We start from the raw sequence: 17,583 nt of genomic DNA on the forward strand, positions 1-17,583 counted from the left end.
TCAATGAACTCGTTGACCGAGGCAAGGATCGCGGAGATCAGGGCCTTCAATCGCTTCTACACCAAGGTCATCGGCATCCTGCAGCTCGGCATGCTCGACTCGCCCTACTCGCTGACCGAGGTGAGGGTGCTGTTCGAGCTGGCCAACGCCGAGGGGCTGGTGCTGGAGGCGGGCGAGCTGCGGCGGATGCTCGACCTCGACGCCGGATACCTCAGCAGGATCCTGACCAGGTTCGAGACCGACGGCCTGGTCTCCAGGGAGCGGGCCTCGACCGACGCCCGCAAACAGGTGGTACGGCTCACCGAGGCGGGTTCGGTCCTCTTCGCCCGCCTCGACCGGCGCCAGAGCGAGCAGATCGGCGCGCTGCTCGACGGGCTGAGCGAGCAGGAGCAGTCGCGACTCACCGAGGGGATGGCCGCGATCAGGGCGGTGCTCGACCGGGCCGCGTCACCCGCCCGCGCGCCGTACGTCATCAGGCCGCCGCGATCCGGCGACCTCGGCTGGGTCGTGTGGCAGCACGGGGCGCTCTACAGCAGGGAGTACGGCTGGGGCCTCGACTTCGAGAAGCTCGTGGCGGGCATCGTCAGCGCGTACGACCCGGAGAAGGACGCGGGCTGGATCGCCGAGATCGACGGGACGCCGGTCGGATCGGTGTTCTGCGTGCACAAGGACGAGCACACGGCCCAGCTGCGGATGCTGCTGGTGGAGCCCTCGGCGCGCGGGCTCGGCCTGGGGCGGCGCCTGGTGGAGGAGTGCCTGCGGCACGCGCGGGAGTCGGGCTACCGGCGGATCATGCTGTGGACCCGGGACTGCCTGGACAGCGCGCGCCGGATCTACCAGGCGGCCGGGTTCACCCTCGACTCCGAGGAGAAGTCGGTCGAGAACGGGGTGGACGTCGTCGAACAGGTCTGGTCCCGCGACCTCTAGAGCGCAGCTGAGAAGGGGCCCGTCACCTCGAAGGTGTGGCCGTCGCGGCCGCCCGAGTCGCCCCTCCTGCCGCGCTGGGAGGAGAAGTAGAGCCGCCTGCCGTCGGGAGAGAACGCGGGCCCCGTCAGCTCCGACCGGCCATGTCCGGAAAGCCGCAGGAACGGCGAGACCTCTCCCGAGGCGCTGACCAGGCTGATCTCCATGTTGCCGCCGTCCTCGGCGACGAACAGCTCACCCGAGCCGGTGCCGGTGATGTTGTCGGCGCCGCGCACGGTCGACAGCGTCCGCAGCCTGCCCGCCGCCGCGTCGTAGGCCCACACCTTGCCGTCGCCCTTGGTGGTGAAGTAGCAGACACCGCCCGTGTAGTGGCAGCCTTCGCCGCCGTCGAAGTGCCTGGCGTCGTCGACCTGGTGGCGGGTGGCCCTGGTGAGCGCGGCGGGCGAGGGAACGCGCCGCCAGGCGCCCGAGGTGGTCAGCACCTCGAGCGTGCCCTCTGTCAGGTCGCCCCAGTCGCGCGGCCTGAACCGGTAGAAGCAGCCGTCGGGCTCGTCCTCGGTCAGGTAGACGACCTGCCGGTCGGGGTCGCAGGCGGCGGCCTCGTGCTGGAAGCGGCCCATGGCCAGGCGGGGGCGGGCGGCGCGGGAGCCGTACGGGTCGCACTCGAAGACGCGGCCCCGCGTGATCTCCTCGCACGACAGCCACGTGTTCCACGGGGTGGCGCCGCCCGCGCAGTTGAGGTTGGTGCCCGACAGGATCCGGTACGCGTCGCGGACGGCCCCTCCGGCCCCGAACCTGAGCGCGGACACGCCGCCGAGCAGCGGGATCTCGGAGTTGGACACGTAGATCCAGCCCGCGCCGTCGGGGAAGCACGCGCCGCCGTCGGGAGCGGCGTGCCAGGTCAGCCCCGCCACCTTGCGGCCCGAGCGGGCGACCACGCGGCCGGTGAACCCCCTGGGAAGGGCGAGGCCGTCGGCGTTCGGCTCCTGGAGCGGGCCGTAAGGGCCTGCGGAGGCGTACGCCTTCGACGAGCCGAGCCACAGCGAGCCGACGACGACGGCGCCCGTGCGGAGGAGAGTTCTGCGCAACATGTGGGCCCTCCCTGTCAGTTGTCACGCTAGGCCCAAGCCCCTACCCAGTGGAGCGGAACGACATGAATGGAAGGGGATCTCGCCGTCAAACTCTGCGCAAACCCTGCTCCGGAAGCCGATCCGGAGCCCCAGCATTCTGGACATGACACCCATGCAGCTCGCTCCCAGGGTCAAAGCGCGCAGGGCGCTGGTCTTCCTGGACGGCGAGCCCTCCCGCAGGCTCGCCCACGCGCTGCGGCAGCGCGGGTTCGAGGTGCGTACCGGCGAGGCCGAGGCGCCGTTTCCCGCCCTCATCGCGTTCCTCCAGTCGGCCAGGCCAGGCGAGCTGCTGCTGGTGCGCTGGCCCGCGGGCTCGGCGTGGGTGCCTAGCGCGTTCACGGGACTGATCTCGGAGTTCGCGCGGCGGCTCGGCGACTCGTGCGCGGCGGCGCTGCTGCTGGTCGTCGACTTCGGCTGGGTGCTGCACAGCGGCCCCGACGAGCCCGGCCACGCCCGCCTCGACGTGCCTGGCGATCCGCCGGTGGCCGCCGCGGCGCTGACGGCCTCGCTGGGCAACGCCGCCGAACGCCCAGGACCCGCCCCGTCGCTGACCGAGCTGCTGGCCGACGGGCTGCTCGCGCGGCGCGACGCGGTGACGGTGTCCGATCTGTACGGCATGGCGAAGCGGAGCTACGAGGAGCTCGGCTCCGACCTGCGCGCGATCATGTTCAGCCACGGCGACATCGAGGACGTGACCGTCAGCGCCGGCCGTACCGCGGGAGAGGCGGCGCTGGCGCACACCGCGGCCATGCTGAGGGCGGCCGGCGAGCGGGAGGTGCCGGAGTCGGCCGCGGAGATCGTCGCGCGCGTCCACGACCTGCACCTGAGCGAGCCCGCGCGACGGCTGCTGCCCGTGGCCGCGCTCCTCGGGCCCGCCGAGGAGCTGACGGCCGACCACGCCGACCTGCTGGACGCCCGCGAGGGCCTGGACGAGCTGGTCAGGTGGGGTCTGGCGCCGGCGCCGCACCGGGCGGTGCGCGAGTTCGGCGGCTCGCTGCTGTCGCGGGAGGAGTCCGAACGGCTGGCCTGGAGCCTGCGGCGCATGCGCGCCCGCCGCACCGCCGTACAGCCGAGAGCCCGGCTGACGCCGGACCGGTGGACGCTCGACGACCGGCTCGGGCACCGCGTGTACGCCGAGGCGATGGCCGCCTTCATCCGCCACCCCGACACCCAGCCGCCGCTGACGATCGGCGTGAAGGGCCCGTGGGGCGTCGGCAAGACGTCGCTCATGCGGATGGTGCAGGAACTACTCGATCCGGGGGCGACCGGTGGCAGCCCGGTCGGCCTGCGCCCGCCGTCCCGCCGGCGCGGCCCCGTCACCAACGCCGAGATCCTCGATCGGGTACGGCGGGCCGTCACCTCGCGCGAGGACCGGGCGGTCCCCGACGCCGACGGCGACTGGCGGCCGACGGTCTGGTTCAACCCGTGGATGTACCAGGACGGCGAGCAGGTGTGGGCGGGTCTCGCCCACGAGATCATCACGCAGGTCACGCAGCGCCTGTCCCCCGTCGAGCGCGAGAGGTTCTGGCTGGAGCTGAACCTGACCCGCGTCGACAGGGAGTCCGTCCGCAGGCAGGCCTACCAGCTGGCGCTCACCAGGCTCGTGCCCGTGGGGATCGGCCTGGCCGGGACAGGGCTGCTGTCGGGCGCGTCGCTCGCGGCCGAGCAGCTGCTGCCCTGGCTCAAGGGGACGGCCGCCGCGATCGGGGCGGCGGGCGCGGTGGCCGCCGTGACCGCCGGGACCCTGCGGATCGCCAGGTTCTTCGGCGAGTCGGCGGGCGGCAGCTTCAGCGGCCTGATGCGCCCGCCCGACCCGCTCGGGCTCGGCCTGGAGCACGACTACCGCGGCAGGGCGGGCTTCCTGCACCTGGTGCACACCGACCTGCGCAACGTGCTCGACCTGGTGGCCACGCCCGAACGGCCGCTCGTGGTGTTCGTCGACGACCTCGACCGCTGCTCGTCGGGGACGGTCGCGCAGGTCATCGAGGCGATCAACCTGTTTCTGGCGGGCGAGTTCCCCAACTGCGTCTTCGTGCTGGCGATGGAGCCTGACGTGGTCGCCGCCCACGTCGAGAACGCCTATCGGGGCCTGCGGCTGCCGGACGGGGTCGGCTGGCGGTTCCTGGAGAAGATCGTGCAGCTGCCGCTCAGCGTGCCGCAACTCGATGACGAGCGGCTGCCCCACTACCTGCGCGCCCTGCTCGGCCTGCCGTCGGGCGAGGCGCCGCCGTCCCTCGAACCCGTGCGGGAGGAGGAGATCGACAAGGTGGAGGCGGCCATCAGGCGGCTGTCGCCCACCTCGGCGACGCTGGAGCACAGTGTCAGGCACGCGCAGGCCGCCCTCGGCGCCCGCCCCGAGGAGGTACGGCGCGCGGCCGACCGCGTCTTCGGCGACCTCTACAGCGACGAGAACGCCTTCCACGCCATCGAGGCCACACTTCCGTGGCTGGACCTGCGCAACCCGCGCGAGGTGAAGCGGTACCTCAACGTGTTCCGCTTCTACTCGTTCGTCACCTACCGGCGGCAGCTGGCCGGGGCGCCGCGAACGCCGGACGCGGCGGTGGCCAAGCTGGCCGCGCTCACGGTCGGATGGCCGCACCTGCTGTCGACCCTGTCGACGGAGGCGCATCCGGGCGCGACCGTGCTCGACCGGCTGGAACGGGCGGCGCTGCGCGGCGACGGCGACGCCTGGCTGCGGGCACTCATGGAGGCCGAGGTCGACACGCACGGGGCGGCGGAGGAGGCGCTGCGCCTCCTGCTCGCCACCCGCCCGCCGGTCGCCGCGCTGGCCGCCCTCTTCCTCTAGCTTCCAGCATTGGCCGCTTTCGTCCGCGCTGGCGCCTTTCGCCGGCGCTGGCCCTTTAGCGCTGGGCCTGGAACATCCAGTGCTGCTTCTCGACGTCCTGGGTGACGGCGATCAGCAGGTCCTGGGTGACGGGGTCGGGCTCGTCGGTCGCGGCGACGCGCTCGCGCATCCGCTTGGTGACCCCTTCGAGGATGTCGGTGAAGGTAGCGACGACCTTGCCGTCCTCGATCCACCCCTGCTCGGGCTGCTGCAGCTTCGTCGACCCCGCGATCGTGGCCGAACGCCCGTCCGGGTTGATCCCCAGCGCGACGGCCCGCTCCGCGACGGTGTCGGCGTGCTCGCGGGCCACCGCCACCAGCTCGTCCAGCTGCAGGTGCAGCGGACGGAAGTGCGCGCCGATCACGTTCCAGTGCGCCTGCTTGGCCACCAGGGAGAGATCGATCAGATCGACCAGCGCCCCCTGCAGAGCCTCCGCGACGACCTTGCGCGCCTCACCCGAAAGCGGTCCGGTGATCGTAGCCATGAGGTGTCCTCTCGTCGCTCGACAATCAGTTCTCATCTTGAAGAACCCATGTCACCGGCCGAATCTTCCCCACCTTGACACTGCAACGGTGACAGTGTCATTCTTGCAGCATGAGTGAGACCTGGACGATCGGCGAGCTGGCACGGCGCGCGGCCGGCGAGTTGCGCACGTCGGGCCCGCAGGCCAACGGGCGGGTGCGCGAGGTGCCGAGCGAGCGGCTGATCAGGTGGTATGCCACGATCGGGCTCCTCGACCCGCCGCTGACCAGGCGCGGCAGGGTCGCCCTCTACGGCCGGCGTCACCTGTTGCAGCTGGTGGCGATCAAGCGGATGCAGGCCGACGGGTCGTCCATCGCGGAGATCCAGGTGGCCTTGACCGGCGCCACCGACGCGATGCTCGCCCAGGCCGCCCACCTCCCCGGCCTTTCCCCCAGCCCCGAGCGCGTGGATCCGCCCCCTGGAGGTCTCTCCGCCATGGGACCGCCCCTTGCGCCTCCCTCCACCGCGAGTCGGGCCCGTGGGTCTTCCCCCTCCGCGGCCCCCCAGCCCGGAGCTCCGCTCTCCCCGGCCTCCTCTGCCGCGCCTGCGCCCGCGATCGCCGAGGACCTGAGGCATGACCACGCCGTGACATCCCCCGCCCCACCGCCCACGGGGGAACCTTCTGCACCACCCGAGGTCCACGATGGCCTCGAACCAGCCTCGCCCCCCACGCCAGGCGACACCGGACGGCCACCCTCCGCCCTACCGCACTCCCCCGCCACCGCGCCGTTCGACGACCCCGACACCGGGCGGCCTTCCCCCGCCCTTCAGGGGTCTCCGGACCGCACGCCAGACACCGTGTGGCTGGGCGAGGAGACGGGCAGGCCGCGGTTCTGGGCCCGTGCCCCCGAGCCGGGCCCCCGATCATGGCCCGTCCACGGGGTACGGCTGGCAGAGGGCGTGACGCTGCTCATCGACGGGGCGGGCCGTACCCCGTCCGAAGCCGACCTCGAGGCAGTCCTCGCCGCCGCCGGACCGCTTCTCACGGTGCTCGAAGAGCGCCGCCTCCACGAAGGGAGCGCGACATGAAGATCATTTCGCTGGACCCGGCCGAGTGCCTGCCGGTCCCCGAGGCCGGCATGGGCGCGCTGCGGACCGAACGCGGCAACCTGCCGCTGGAGAGCGTCGACGTAGCCACGCGCATCTCGGGGCTGATCGCGGGGGTGGAGGTGGCGCAGGGCTTCCACAACCCCTTCGGCGTGACGCTGGAGGCGACCTACGTCTTCCCGCTTCCCGACAGGGCGGCCGTGACCAGGTTCACGATGGAGGCCGATGACCGGCTGATCGAGGGGGTGCTCAAGGAACGCGGCCAGGCGAGAGCCGACTACGACAGGGCGTTGGCCGAGGGCAGGCGGGCCGCGCTCGCCGAGGAGGACAGGCCCGACGTCTTCACGATCACCGTCGGCAACATCCTGCCGGGCGAGCGGGTCACCGTACGCCTGACGCTGAGCCAGCCGCTGCCGTACGAGGACGGCGCGGCCACCTTCCGCTTCCCCCTGGTCGTCGCGCCCCGCTACATCCCCGGCGACCCACTCGACGGCGCTCCCGCGGGCGGCGGCGTCGCCCCCGACACCGGTGCGGTCCCCGACGCCTCCCGCATCACGCCACCCGTGCTGCTGCCTGGCTTTCCCCATCCGGTACGGCTGTCGCTGCGCGCCGACATTGACCCCGCGGGTCTCGAGTTGCGCGAACTGGCCTCCAGCCTCCACGTCGTCCAGCGCGAGGGCACGACCGTCGAGCTCCAGCCTGGCGAGCGCCTCGACCGCGACTTCATCCTCCGCATGGGCTTCGAGGCGTCGACGGCGCTGCTGCTCGACGGTGACGGCACCTTCAACCTGACCGTGCTGCCGCCCGCGCTGCGCGAACGCCGTACCCCGCGCGACGTGGTGCTGCTGCTCGACCGTTCGGGCAGCATGACCGGCTGGAAGATGGTGGCGGCCAGACGCGCCGCCGCCCGCATCGTCGACACGCTGACGACCGACGACAGGTTCGCGGTGTTGACGTTCGACTCGGTGGTGGAGCAGGCGTTCGAGGGGCTGCGCGAGGCGTCCGACCGCAACCGCTATCGCGCGGTCGAGCACCTGTCCAGGGTGGACGCCCGCGGCGGCACCGAACTGCTCGCCCCGCTCCAGCAGGCCATCGCCCTGCTCACCCACCCATCCGCCGTCGAAACGACCACCAACCCGCCAACCCCGGTGATCTCACCGATTCCCCGGGCCTCGGCCACCCCTGCCGATCCGCACACTTCCCCGGCCTCGGGCACACCCGAGATCTCAGCCACCCCCGGCGATCCACACACTCCCCGGGCCTCGGCCAGCTCCCCGAGCTCGCCGACCGCCCCCGGCTCGCCGACGCCAAGTGGCTCGAACAGCCCCATGAGCTCAGCCACCACCGCAGAGTCAGGCAACGCCGAAAGCTCAGGGGGCATCGTCGCCGGAAGGACAGCCAGAGCTGCGGGGTCGGCCACCGTGCCCGGCGATGGGCAGGGCGCCCGTGACAGGGTCGTCGTGCTGGTCACCGATGGCCAGGTCGGCAACGAGGACCAGATCCTGGAGCAGGCGGGAGGCGCGCTGTCGGCCATGCGCGTCCACGTGGTCGGCATCGACAGAGCCGTCAACGCGGGCTTCCTCGGCAGGCTGGCGACCCTCGGCGCGGGCCGTTGCGAGCTGGTCGAGTCGGAGGACCGCCTCGACGCCGCCATGGAGCAGATCCACCGCAGGATCGGCGCTCCGCTGGTCACCGACCTTTCGCTCAAGGGCCTCGACGTCGAGCCCGACACCGTCACCCACCTCGGCTCGATCTTCCCCGGCGTCCCGCTGACGGTGTCAGGACGCTACCGCGACGGCTCGTCCGTCACCGTCCACGGACTGGCGGGCGGCACGCCGTGGGAGGAGACCGTCCCGGCCACCGTGGTCGACAACCCGGCCATCCGCGCGATCTGGGCCCGTGCCCACCTGCGCGACCTCGAGGACCGCTACGCCATGGGCGAGCGCGACCTCGAGCCCAGGATCGTGGAGACGTCGCTCACCTACGGCGTGCTGTGCCGCTTCACCGCCTACGTCGCGATCGACACCCACCAGGTCGCCGAGGGCGCACCGGAACACCGGGTGATCCAGCCTGTCGAACCGCCCAGCGGATGGGAGATGCCTCCCATGCCGCCCTCGGCGTCCGGCATGATGTTCACCGCCATGGTCGCCGCGGCTCCGGCCGCCCCGCCCCGGCCCCGCCCCGGCCAACCGGCAGGCCCGGGCCTGCCGCGTGCCCTCCCCGAGCCCGGTGCCTCCGCTCCGCTCGGCGATGCCCCCGGCTTCGGTGGCAGTCCCACCGCCCAGCCGAGTATCGACTGGATGGACGACGAGCAGGCCCGAGGCGGCCCCGGCGACTCCACGATGGGCGGCACCCCGTCCTTCAGCCGCAGAGCCAGACCGGCCCGCGGCAGGGTCAGTCCGCCGCAGCCAGTGGTACGGCACGAGCTCGACCTGATCAGGCCGCAACTCGTCGCCGAACTCGAGCGGCTGAAGACGGTCCTCGTCGACCGCCGGCTCTACCTGGCCGATCTCGGTAGTCGCCTGGCCGCCCTGTCCGCCTACCTCGGCGGTCACCCCGAACTGTCGGCGCTGGCCACCGAACTGGAGACGGCCGAACACCCCGACTCCGACGCGGACGCCCTCTGGACCCGCGCGGTCGAGGTCCTGACCAGGCTCGTAGGCGGCCCCACCACCGGCGGCCACCGCACCGAGACCACCGCCGACCACTCCGCGGAGACCACTGGCGGCCCCTCCACGGAGGCCACCCGCTCTCGCCCGTTCTGGAAGCGGAGCTGACCGACCGGTCTGACGAGCCGACCGAAGGCCGGGCTGGATGGTCCACCCGCCCGGCCTTCACCCCCCTACCACGCCTTGGAGGCAACCGGAACCGTCACCTTCACACTGGCCGGGGCACGCACCGCTGGTCCGTCCAGCGCTTTCCCTCTGGAGCCAGCCCTGCCCCTCACCGAGGTGCTCCAGCACCCACCAAGTACCACTACTGACCGGCGACGAAGCGCCGGTCCGGGCTACTCTCACAGAAGCGGGACCTGACTGAGGAAAGCAGCCAGGTCCCTTACCCCCCACGGTAAGGGAGATCAACAGTTGAGCACAAAGACCACGGTAGAGCCTCTCACCGCTCTGGAGGCTGGGGCCTTCCGTACGGGCGAGGACGTGGCCGCGATCAAGGCTGAGATCGCTGACCTGCACGAGGATGTGGCATATACCCGCCAGGGCGTGGATCTGCTCCTCGACCACTACGGCATCGAGCGGCCCGAGGAGTCGAAGTGAGCATCAAGGACGTCAGCCTCCGGCTCGCCACGGTGCTGGAGAACGAACTGATCCAGATCCGGGCGGACCAGATGGAGGCCGCCGAGGCCCTGACCAACCGGATCAACGGAGTGGGTGAACGAGTCAAGAGGCTGGACGCCAAGGTCACGACGCTGGTCGAGACGATGGACGCCAAGGTCGCGACGCTGGACGAAAAGGTCACGACGATGGACGCCAAGGTCACGACGATGGACGAAAAGGTCACGACGATGGACGCCAAGGTCGTGACGCTTCAGGACACCCAGACTCAGATGCTGGAGATCCTGATCGACGTCCAGCGGAGACTGCCCTCCTAAGCCCGAGGCATCATCAGCCCCTTCCCCACGCGGGAAGGGGCCTTTCTGTTGTCAGGTGGCATGGCGGGCCAGGCTCCGGTACCGGGTTGGCCGCCGTCGGAGGCGGGCCGGGGGTGGCGGGGAGGAAACCGGCGGGAGAAGTGCGAATAAGGTGAAGGCGTGAGCACACTTGTCCTGGATGGCGGCCTTGCCACCCATCTCGAAGCGCTGGGCGCCGACCTGCGCGACGAGCTGTGGTCGGCGCGGCTGCTGCTGGAAGACCCCGCCCTCATCCGCCGCGTCCACGCCGACTACTTCGCCGCAGGCGCGCAGGTGGCCACCACCGCCAGCTACCAGGCTTCCATTCCGGCCTTCGTCAAGCGCGGCCTGTCCGAGCGGGAGGCCGCCGACCTCATCACCCGCTCCGTCGAGCTTGCCACCCAGGCCAGGGACGAGGCGGGCGGAGGACTGGTCGCCGCCAGTGTGGGCCCGTACGGCGCCTATCTGGCCAACGGCGCGGAGTACACCGGCGTCTACGACCTCGACGAGGACGGCCTGGCCGACTGGCACCGCCCGCGGTGGGAGATCCTGGCCGGTTCGGGCGCGGACCTGCTGGCGTGCGAGACCATCCCGTCGTTCGCCGAGGCCAAGGCGCTCAGCCGCCTGCTGAAGGAGACACCCGAGGTGAGGGCGTGGATCGCCTTCTCGTGTCGCGACGCCGTACATCTCAACGACGGCACCCCGATCAGGCGGGCCGCGGCCCTGTTCGCCGACAGCCCGCAGGTCGTCGCGGTGGGCGTCAACTGCACGGCGCCGTCCCACATCTCGGGGCTGATCGGGGAGCTGGCCGGGTTCACGGTCGTCGTCTATCCGAACTCGGGCGAGACGTGGGATGCGGAGGCGCAGCGTTGGCGCGGGTTCGCCGACCCGATGGAGTACGGCCAGGCCGCCAGGCAGTGGAAGGACCTGGGCGCGTCGTTCATCGGAGGCTGCTGCCGGACGACGCCTGAGCATGTGAAGCAGGTGCGCGCAGCCACCGCAGGGTGAGCAGCGCACCGGCGAGGACGACGGCCGCGACGACGAGGAACCCGGCCGACATGCCGTGGGTGGCCAGGGCGCTGCCCATGACGGCGACGCCGACGGCGCTGCCCAGCTCACGGGCGGCGCTGGTGAGGCCGGAGCCGAGCCCGGCGCGTTCGGGCGGCAGCGCGGCCATGGCGCGGTGTGAGAGGGGCGGCAGGCTGAGCCCCATGCCCCCGCCCATGAGCGTGGGCCCGATGGCGTAGATCACGTACGGCGTGCCGGCGCCGACGAAGGACAGCGCGACCAGCCCGATCACGACGAGTGCGAGCCCGGCCGGCATCGCCTTGCGCGGGTCGAGGCGCGCCGACAGCCGCGACAGCACGATCATCGGCAGCGTGAGCGGCAGGATCGCGACGCCGGTGAGCAGCGGCGACAGGCCCATGACCTCTTGCAGGTAGCGGGCGTTGACGAAGAACAGCGCGAACAGCCCGAAGAACAGGGCGGCGACGCCGAGCGTGCCGGCGCGCAGTCCCGGCCTGGCGGACAGGCGCGGGTCGAGCAGCGGCCCCGCCGTACGGAACTGGTGGGCGACGAAGCCGGCGAGCAGCGCGGCGGCGACGCCGAAGGCGCCGAGCACGGGGGCGCTGATCCAGCCGTGCGAGGGCCCCTCGATGACGCCGAACAGCAACGCGACGGAGCCCGCGATGAGCAGCGCGGCACCGGGCAGGTCGAGGTCGGCGTGGTGGCGGGGCAGCCTGGGCGCTATCCGGGCGGTGAGCAGGGCGAGCAGTCCGGCGATCGGCACGGGGATCAGGAACAGCGCCTGCCACGGCAGGTACTGCATGATGAGCCCGCCGCCCACGTTGCCGACGACGCCCGCGATGCCGGTGGCGGCGGTCCAGGTCGCGATGGCCTTGCCGCGTTCCTCGGGCGGGTGGACGCCGACGGTCAGCGACAGCGAGGCGGGCATGATGAGGGCCGCGCCCGCGCCGCTGAGCGCCCTGGCGGCGATGAGCACACCGGTCGTGGGGGCGAGCGCGGCGATCAGGCTGCCGAGGGCGAACACGCCGAGGCCGGTGAGCAGCACGCCTTTGCGGCCGTAGCGGTCGCCGGCCGCGCCGGCGGGGATGAGCAGGCAGGCGAAGACGATGACGTAGGCGTCGACGATCCAGACGAGCTGCGACGAGCTGGGCCGCAGCGCGCTGGCGGCGAGGGTGGGGATGGCCAGGTTGACGGCGGCCACCAGGGAGACCGCCAGGGTGACCGCGGCCGCCATGACGGCCAGGACCCTGGATCTTTCGGGCATGCGAAACCCCTCGAAACAGGTGGGAACGGGAGACGTCCTCACCGTAGGATCGGAGGTGACCTAACTCGCCTTCACCCAGTCGCTGATCGTGCTGCGCGACTCCGACCTGGTCGGAATGGTGGGCGCGTGGCAGGCGCCCGAGGCGGTGGCGGCGCTCGGTCTGGTGACGTTCGAGATCCCGCTGGAGCTGCCCGCGCTGGAGATCTCGCAGGCCTGGCATCCCCGCCACGACGCCGATGCCGCCCACGCCTGGCTGCGCGCCACGGTCAGGCGAGTGTTCCTCGACAGCGGGCGAAGCTAACCTCGCTCCGCGCGTGCCGCGCGCTCCATCTCGACCCTCGCGCTGGCGGCGTACTTGTCGACGTACTCCTGGCCCGACAGCTCCATCAGCGCGTACATGATCTCGTCGGTGACGGCCCGCAGCACCAGGCGGTCGTCCTCCATCCCGTAGTAGCGGGAGAAGTCGAGCGGCTTGCCGAAGCGCACGCCTGGCCTGATGCCGAGCTTGGGCAGCGGCCGTCCTGGCGGCATCATCTCGAAGGTGTTGACCATCGCCCACGGGATGACGGGCACCCGCGACTCCAGCGCCATCCTGGCCACGCCCGTCTTGCCCTTGTAGAGGCGGCCGTCGGGCGAGCGGGTGCCCTCGGGGTAGATGCCGAGCACATGGCCCTCGGCCAGGATGCGCTTGCCGGTGCGCAGCGCCGCCTCGCTGGCCTTGCCGCCGGAGCGGTCGATCGGCACGGTGCCGACGCCGCTGAAGAACAGCCGGGTGAAGAACCCCTTGACGCCGCGCCCGGTGAAGTAGTCGGACTTGCCGAGCGAGATCACCTTGCGCGGCAGGTGGAGCGCGCCGAAGAAGTGGTCGGCGAAGGACAGGTGGTTGCCGGCGAGGATGACAGGACCCTGGCGCGGCACGTTGTCGAGGCCCTCGGCCCACGGCCGGAAAACCAGATGCAGGAACGGCGACAAGATGGCCTTGACCACCCAATAGAACACCTGGCCACCTCTCCCTCGGAACAGTCGGTAATCATCTTCGCATCTCGGGGGCGAAGCTCCTACACCACTACTCGCGCAACTCCCCCATATCATGCGACGATCGGGCAAATCGGGGATCCATCAGCAGGTGTTGTGCAGGGATGATTTCCCGGCGAGGAGCGGTTATGCCGGTCATGCCAGGTGCCGAGCCGTACCACCACGAGGCCGGACAGGTCGGTGTGTTGCTGTGTCACGGCTTCACCGGCACGCCTCAGTCGTTGCGCCCGTGGGGGGAGTATCTCGCGGCGCGCGGCCTCAGCGTGGCCCTGCCCAGGCTGCCGGGACACGGCACCACGTGGCAGGAGATGAGCCACACCCGCTGGGAGGACTGGTACGCCGAGCTGGAGAAGGCCTTCGAGGACCTGCGCGGCAGGTGCGAGGAGGTGTTCGTGGGCGGTCTCTCGCTGGGCGGCTGCATGGCCTTAAGGCTGGCCGAGGTGCACGGTGAGGGCGTCAAGGGCGTAATCGTGGTCAACCCCTCGATCGCCAACGACGTCCCGCTGCTGCGCCTGGCGCCGGTGCTGAAGTGGTTCGTCAAGTCGGTTCCCGGCGTGGCGGGCGACATCAAGAAGCAGGGGGCGGTCGAGCTCGCCTACGCGCGAACCCCCGTCAAGGCGGCGGCGTCGCTGCCGTGGCTGTGGTCGCTGGTTCAGGCCGACCTCGGCGCGCTCGCCGCGCCGGTCCTGGTCTTCCACAGCCCGGACGACCATGTGGTCAAACCGACAAGCGTGGCGATCCTGCGCGAGCGGGTCGCCGGAGTGACGGTGGAGGAGCTCCCCGATAGCTACCATGTTGCGACTCTGGACAACGATGCCGACAGGATCTTTGCCGGGAGCCTGGACTTCATCAGGAGACATGCCTCGGTACCCTTGCAGAGAGACTGATCGCCGCCAGGGGGAATGTGCGATCTTCGTGAAGGATGTGACGTGACGCCACAGAGTGACGAGGACGAGGTCTGGCGTCAGATCGTCGCGTCCTACAACGAACCCGACTCGGCCGAGCAGCCGTGGCCCGACAGTGAAAACCTGTCCCCCGCCGACCATGAGCCCGAGCCCACCCGCCGGGTGATCAAGGCCTCCGAGCCCGAGGACGACGACGAGAGCCCGCTCGACCAGGAGGAGGACGACGAGGGCCATTTCGTGCCCGAGCCGCCCCCTCCGCTGCCCAAGCTCGACCTGGCCACCAAGGTGGCGTGGGTGGCGCTGTTCGGCGGTCCCGCCTACCTGCTGGTGGCCGCCATGAGCGGCTGGGACATGCAGGGCTGGGCGCTGTTCACCGCCGTGGCGGCCTTCATCGGCGGCTTCGTCGCGCTCGTGGTGCGCATGGGCGACGGCCCGCCCAACGACTCGGGCTGGGACGACGGCGCGGTCATTTAGCCGACGAGCGGCCGAACGACTCCACGATGTCGCTGTAGCGTTCGGCCGCGTCGACGACGTGGCCGACGGCCCAGACGCCGCCCTTGCCCGGCAGGTAGGTCACGGCCTGCAGCCTGACGCTGCCCCTGTCCTTCTCGGGGCCGCCGCGGATGACCTCCCACCGCTTCTTCTCGTGGCGCAGCAGGAACGCCTCGCCGTCGTGGTCGGGGTCGTAACCGGAGACCCAGAAGCGGCCCTTGCCGTCGCCCGTCACACCGTAGAGCCTGGCGCGTGACTTCGGCAGGTCGGCGCGGGCCCACCGCTTGCCGTTCCAGACGAGCGCGAGCGGCTCGGACACGCCGAGCTCGCCGTAGACGCCGCCGACCGCCACCGCCTTCTTGGCGCTGTCGACGTAGACGTCGCGCAGGTAGCCGCCGGGGATCGAGGGCAGCGGCATCGAGGTCCACTCGCCCTCGGCGTACCGCATGATCAGCGGGCGGTCGCCGGTGTTACCGACCGCGAAGGAGCCGTCGACCGCGTAGAGAGCGCCCTTCTTGTCGATCGGGTGGAAACTCCACTTGCCGCCCTGCCCGGTCAGCAGCAGCGCCTCGCCGTCGCGGCTGCCCGCGACGACGACCTTGCCCGCCCGCGCGTCGATGCCGCCGAACCAGTCGCCCGCCCGCATGCCGGGCACTCTGACCCTGTCGAAGCCGGAGGCGTCACCCCTGCCGAGGAACGGCAGGCCGTCGTGACCGTCGCCCACCGCCCACACCTGGCCGGACGAGACCGCCGACACGCTGCGCAGCGGCCCCGCGCCCGTCGCCTCGCGAACCGGCACCTCGCTCCACGAGCTGCCGTTCCACCTGCCGATGGCGCCGCGGTTCTCCCACACGTCCCAGATCTGCTGCTGGCCGACCGCCCACACCTCGTTGGCGGAGACGGCGTCGACGTCGGTGAGGGAGCTGTCGGCGCTGAGACTCACGCGCGTCGAGCGCTGCCACGCCTCGATCGGCGTGCGGGCTGGCTCGGCGTGCGCGGCGCTCACGACGGGCAGGCCGGAGACGATGGTTGCCACGCACAGGAACAGCGCACGCCGCCGAAGGCGACGGGTCATGACCAAATGGTACGGCCAGCGGTGAGGCCGCGCCGCCTAGCCCCGCACAAGCCTGGCGACCACGGGAAGGTGATCGGTGGCCGCGACGAGGTCGGCGGCATCGGCTTCCACGCCGCCGCACCAGGCCACCTGCAGCCCCTGAGCAGCGAAGATCGCGTCGATGCGCCGGTCGGGGCGGCTGGCCCTGAAGGTCAATCCATTACCTCGCGGCGCCAGCGGATAGCAGTCGCTCAGCCTGGCCGCGATGTAGCGCCAGGTGGTCTTGTCGTCCTGCTCGTTGATGTCGCCCGCCAGCACGATCGCCGCGTCGAACCTGGCCGCGACCTGCTCGATCATCGCGACGGCCTCGGTGGCGTGATGGAGCCTGGCGGCCTCGTCGAGATCGAGATGGATCGAGCCGACGGCGAAGCGCGCGCCTTCGACCTCGACGACCGCGATGGCCACCGCCCTGATCTCCAAACCTATGAAGATCTTTAAGACGCGGCTCTCGGTGTGCAGCAGCCGTACCTTGGGAGCCAGGAGGATGGCGACGCCGCCGAGCCTGCCGCCCGCGGCCACCCGCAGGCCCGCCGACTCGGCCAGCTCCATGCGCCGGCGCCGCCAGCACAGCAGCCGCGGCGCCTCCTGCACGCACAACACGTCGGGACTCATCGCCCTGATGACCCTGGCAAGCGCGGCGACGTCGTCCTTCATGCCGCGCACGTTGTAGGTGCCGACCGTGATGGTCACATGGCGAATTTAACGCCTGCGCGCCAGATCCGCAGCGCCTACGAGGCCCGCGGACGCGCCGAGTTCGGCGAGCCTGATCTCGGCGACGGGCCGGTGGCCCCGGCCGGTCAGCACGCGGCCGAACGTCTCGCGGGTCCTGTCGATGAACAGGTCGGCCGCCCTCGACACGCCGCCGCCGATGATGAAGCGCCCGGGGTCGAGCACGGCGGCCAGGTCGGCCATGCCCTGGGCCAGCCAGTCGGCTATGGCGGTGAAGGCGGCCAGCGAGGCCTCGTCGCCCTGCCTGGCGGCCTCGGTGACCTCCTCGCCCTCGATCGTGCCGCCTGCCAGGCCCAGCAGGATGCCGGCCCGCTCGGGCTGGTCGGCGGCGATCTCGCGGGTCTGGCGGACGAGCGCGTTGCCGCTGGCGTACTGCTCCCAGCAGCCGAGGTTGCCGCACCCGCACAGCCTGCCCTCGGGCACCACCTGCATGTGGCCGAGCTCGGCGCCCATGCCCCAGCGGCCGCGGTAGAGCTGGCCGTCGATGACGATGCCGCCGCCGATGCCGGTGCCGACGGTGATGCAGACGATGTGGCTCTCGCCTCTGCCCGCGCCGAAGCGGGCCTCGGCCCATGCCATGGCGTTGGCGTCGTTCTCCACGACGACGGGCAGCCCGATCAGCTCGGTGATCTTCTTCTGGAGTGGCTCCTCGCGCCAGGCCAGGTTGGGCGCGAAGCGGACGATCGAGCGGGTCTCGTCGACGAATCCGGCCGCGCCGACGCCGACCGCCTCGATCTCCTTGCCCTTGGCCAGCTCCCTGACCACGTCGGCGACTGTCTCGGCCACCAGGTCGGGCCGGTCGGCCGGGGTGGGCCGCAGCGCGTTCGCGAGGATGGCGCCGTGCTCGTCCACCACTCCGGCGGCGACCTTCGTCCCGCCGATGTCCACGCCGATGGTCAGCATGTCCGTCCAACCTTTCTACCCGGGG

The 17,583-nt window shown here is 71.4% G+C and carries 17 protein-coding genes; 10 read left to right on the forward strand and 7 right to left on the reverse strand.

Going from position 1 to position 17,583, the window contains the following annotated elements; genetic code table 11:
- The first annotated feature begins 3 nt into the window (after positions 1 to 3).
- Positions 4 to 927, forward strand: coding sequence for a GNAT family N-acetyltransferase (locus tag ACFXJ8_RS03845; RefSeq protein WP_379642266.1), 924 nt, complete (start codon positions 4 to 6; stop codon positions 925 to 927).
- Here ACFXJ8_RS03845 and ACFXJ8_RS03850 read toward each other — a convergent pair.
- The gene (locus ACFXJ8_RS03850; RefSeq protein WP_379642267.1) at positions 924 to 2,015 is read right to left on the reverse strand and encodes an alkaline phosphatase PhoX; all 1,092 of its coding nucleotides are present in this window, start codon (positions 2,013 to 2,015) and stop codon (positions 924 to 926) included. The genes ACFXJ8_RS03845 and ACFXJ8_RS03850 overlap by 4 nt on opposite strands.
- Before the next feature lie 142 nt (positions 2,016 to 2,157).
- Here ACFXJ8_RS03850 and ACFXJ8_RS03855 point away from each other — a divergent pair, with 142 nt between their 5' ends.
- Positions 2,158 to 4,860 carry a P-loop NTPase fold protein gene (locus ACFXJ8_RS03855; RefSeq protein WP_379642268.1) on the forward strand — a complete coding sequence of 901 codons (2,703 nt, stop codon included), beginning with the start codon at positions 2,158 to 2,160 and terminating at the stop codon, positions 4,858 to 4,860.
- 55 nt (positions 4,861 to 4,915) lie between these two features.
- Here ACFXJ8_RS03855 and ACFXJ8_RS03860 read toward each other — a convergent pair whose 3' ends face one another.
- Positions 4,916 to 5,383, reverse strand: a complete 468-nt coding sequence (locus ACFXJ8_RS03860) for a Dps family protein (protein ID WP_379642269.1) — start codon at positions 5,381 to 5,383, stop codon at positions 4,916 to 4,918.
- Between the two features lie 110 nt (positions 5,384 to 5,493).
- Between ACFXJ8_RS03860 and ACFXJ8_RS03865 the strand changes: the two genes are divergently transcribed.
- The 5 genes from ACFXJ8_RS03865 (at position 5,494) to mmuM (ending at position 11,098) form a co-directional block, all read left to right on the forward strand.
- Entirely contained in the window at positions 5,494 to 6,450 is a 957-nt protein-coding gene (locus ACFXJ8_RS03865) for a MerR family transcriptional regulator (protein ID WP_379642270.1), read from the forward strand.
- Positions 6,447 to 9,245, forward strand: a complete 2,799-nt coding sequence (locus ACFXJ8_RS03870) for a VIT domain-containing protein (protein WP_379642271.1) — start codon at positions 6,447 to 6,449, stop codon at positions 9,243 to 9,245. Before ACFXJ8_RS03865 ends, ACFXJ8_RS03870 begins: the two co-directional genes overlap by 4 nt.
- Positions 9,246 to 9,551: 306 nt before the next feature.
- Complete coding sequence (locus tag ACFXJ8_RS03875; RefSeq protein ID WP_379642272.1) at positions 9,552 to 9,737, forward strand: hypothetical protein; 186 nt, start codon at positions 9,552 to 9,554, stop codon at positions 9,735 to 9,737.
- Positions 9,734 to 10,072 (forward strand): hypothetical protein, encoded by a 339-nt coding sequence (locus ACFXJ8_RS03880; protein ID WP_379642273.1) that lies wholly within the window; start codon positions 9,734 to 9,736, stop codon positions 10,070 to 10,072. Before ACFXJ8_RS03875 ends, ACFXJ8_RS03880 begins: the two co-directional genes overlap by 4 nt.
- Before the next feature lie 159 nt (positions 10,073 to 10,231).
- Positions 10,232 to 11,098 carry a homocysteine S-methyltransferase gene (mmuM, locus tag ACFXJ8_RS03885; RefSeq protein ID WP_379642274.1) on the forward strand — a complete coding sequence of 289 codons (867 nt, stop codon included), beginning with the start codon at positions 10,232 to 10,234 and terminating at the stop codon, positions 11,096 to 11,098.
- Here mmuM and ACFXJ8_RS03890 read toward each other — a convergent pair.
- The gene (locus ACFXJ8_RS03890) at positions 11,031 to 12,380 is read right to left on the reverse strand and encodes an MFS transporter (protein ID WP_379642275.1); all 1,350 of its coding nucleotides are present in this window, start codon (positions 12,378 to 12,380) and stop codon (positions 11,031 to 11,033) included. The genes mmuM and ACFXJ8_RS03890 overlap by 68 nt on opposite strands.
- Before the next feature lie 88 nt (positions 12,381 to 12,468).
- On the opposite strand from ACFXJ8_RS03890, the gene ACFXJ8_RS03895 reads away from it, so the two are divergent.
- Positions 12,469 to 12,681, forward strand: a complete 213-nt coding sequence (locus ACFXJ8_RS03895; RefSeq protein WP_379642276.1) for a hypothetical protein — start codon at positions 12,469 to 12,471, stop codon at positions 12,679 to 12,681.
- Here ACFXJ8_RS03895 and ACFXJ8_RS03900 read toward each other — a convergent pair.
- Positions 12,678 to 13,379 (reverse strand): lysophospholipid acyltransferase family protein, encoded by a 702-nt coding sequence (locus ACFXJ8_RS03900; protein ID WP_379642277.1) that lies wholly within the window; start codon positions 13,377 to 13,379, stop codon positions 12,678 to 12,680. The genes ACFXJ8_RS03895 and ACFXJ8_RS03900 overlap by 4 nt on opposite strands.
- Positions 13,380 to 13,543: 164 nt before the next feature.
- On the opposite strand from ACFXJ8_RS03900, the gene ACFXJ8_RS03905 reads away from it, so the two are divergent.
- Positions 13,544 to 14,302, forward strand: a complete 759-nt coding sequence (locus ACFXJ8_RS03905) for an alpha/beta hydrolase (RefSeq protein WP_379642278.1) — start codon at positions 13,544 to 13,546, stop codon at positions 14,300 to 14,302.
- A 42-nt stretch (positions 14,303 to 14,344) separates the two neighbouring features.
- Positions 14,345 to 14,794: a hypothetical protein gene (locus tag ACFXJ8_RS03910; RefSeq protein ID WP_379642279.1), complete on the forward strand. Its 450-nt coding sequence runs from the start codon at positions 14,345 to 14,347 to the stop codon at positions 14,792 to 14,794.
- On the opposite strand, the gene ACFXJ8_RS03915 is transcribed toward ACFXJ8_RS03910, so the two are convergent.
- The 3 genes from ACFXJ8_RS03915 to ACFXJ8_RS03925 are packed head-to-tail and all read right to left on the reverse strand — an operon-like array spanning position 14,787 to position 17,558.
- Positions 14,787 to 15,887, reverse strand: coding sequence for a hypothetical protein (locus tag ACFXJ8_RS03915; RefSeq protein ID WP_379642280.1), 1,101 nt, complete (start codon positions 15,885 to 15,887; stop codon positions 14,787 to 14,789). The genes ACFXJ8_RS03910 and ACFXJ8_RS03915 overlap by 8 nt on opposite strands.
- Positions 15,888 to 15,923: 36 nt before the next feature.
- On the reverse strand, positions 15,924 to 16,616 hold the full coding sequence (locus tag ACFXJ8_RS03920) for an endonuclease/exonuclease/phosphatase family protein (RefSeq protein WP_379642281.1): 693 nt from the start codon (positions 16,614 to 16,616) through the stop codon (positions 15,924 to 15,926).
- A gap of 9 nt (positions 16,617 to 16,625) precedes the next feature.
- The gene (locus ACFXJ8_RS03925) at positions 16,626 to 17,558 is read right to left on the reverse strand and encodes an ROK family glucokinase (protein WP_379642282.1); all 933 of its coding nucleotides are present in this window, start codon (positions 17,556 to 17,558) and stop codon (positions 16,626 to 16,628) included.
- Positions 17,559 to 17,583 lie beyond the last annotated feature (25 nt).

The organism is Nonomuraea sp. NPDC059194, from assembly GCF_042754765.1.
Lineage (GTDB): Bacteria > Actinomycetota > Actinomycetes > Streptosporangiales > Streptosporangiaceae > Nonomuraea.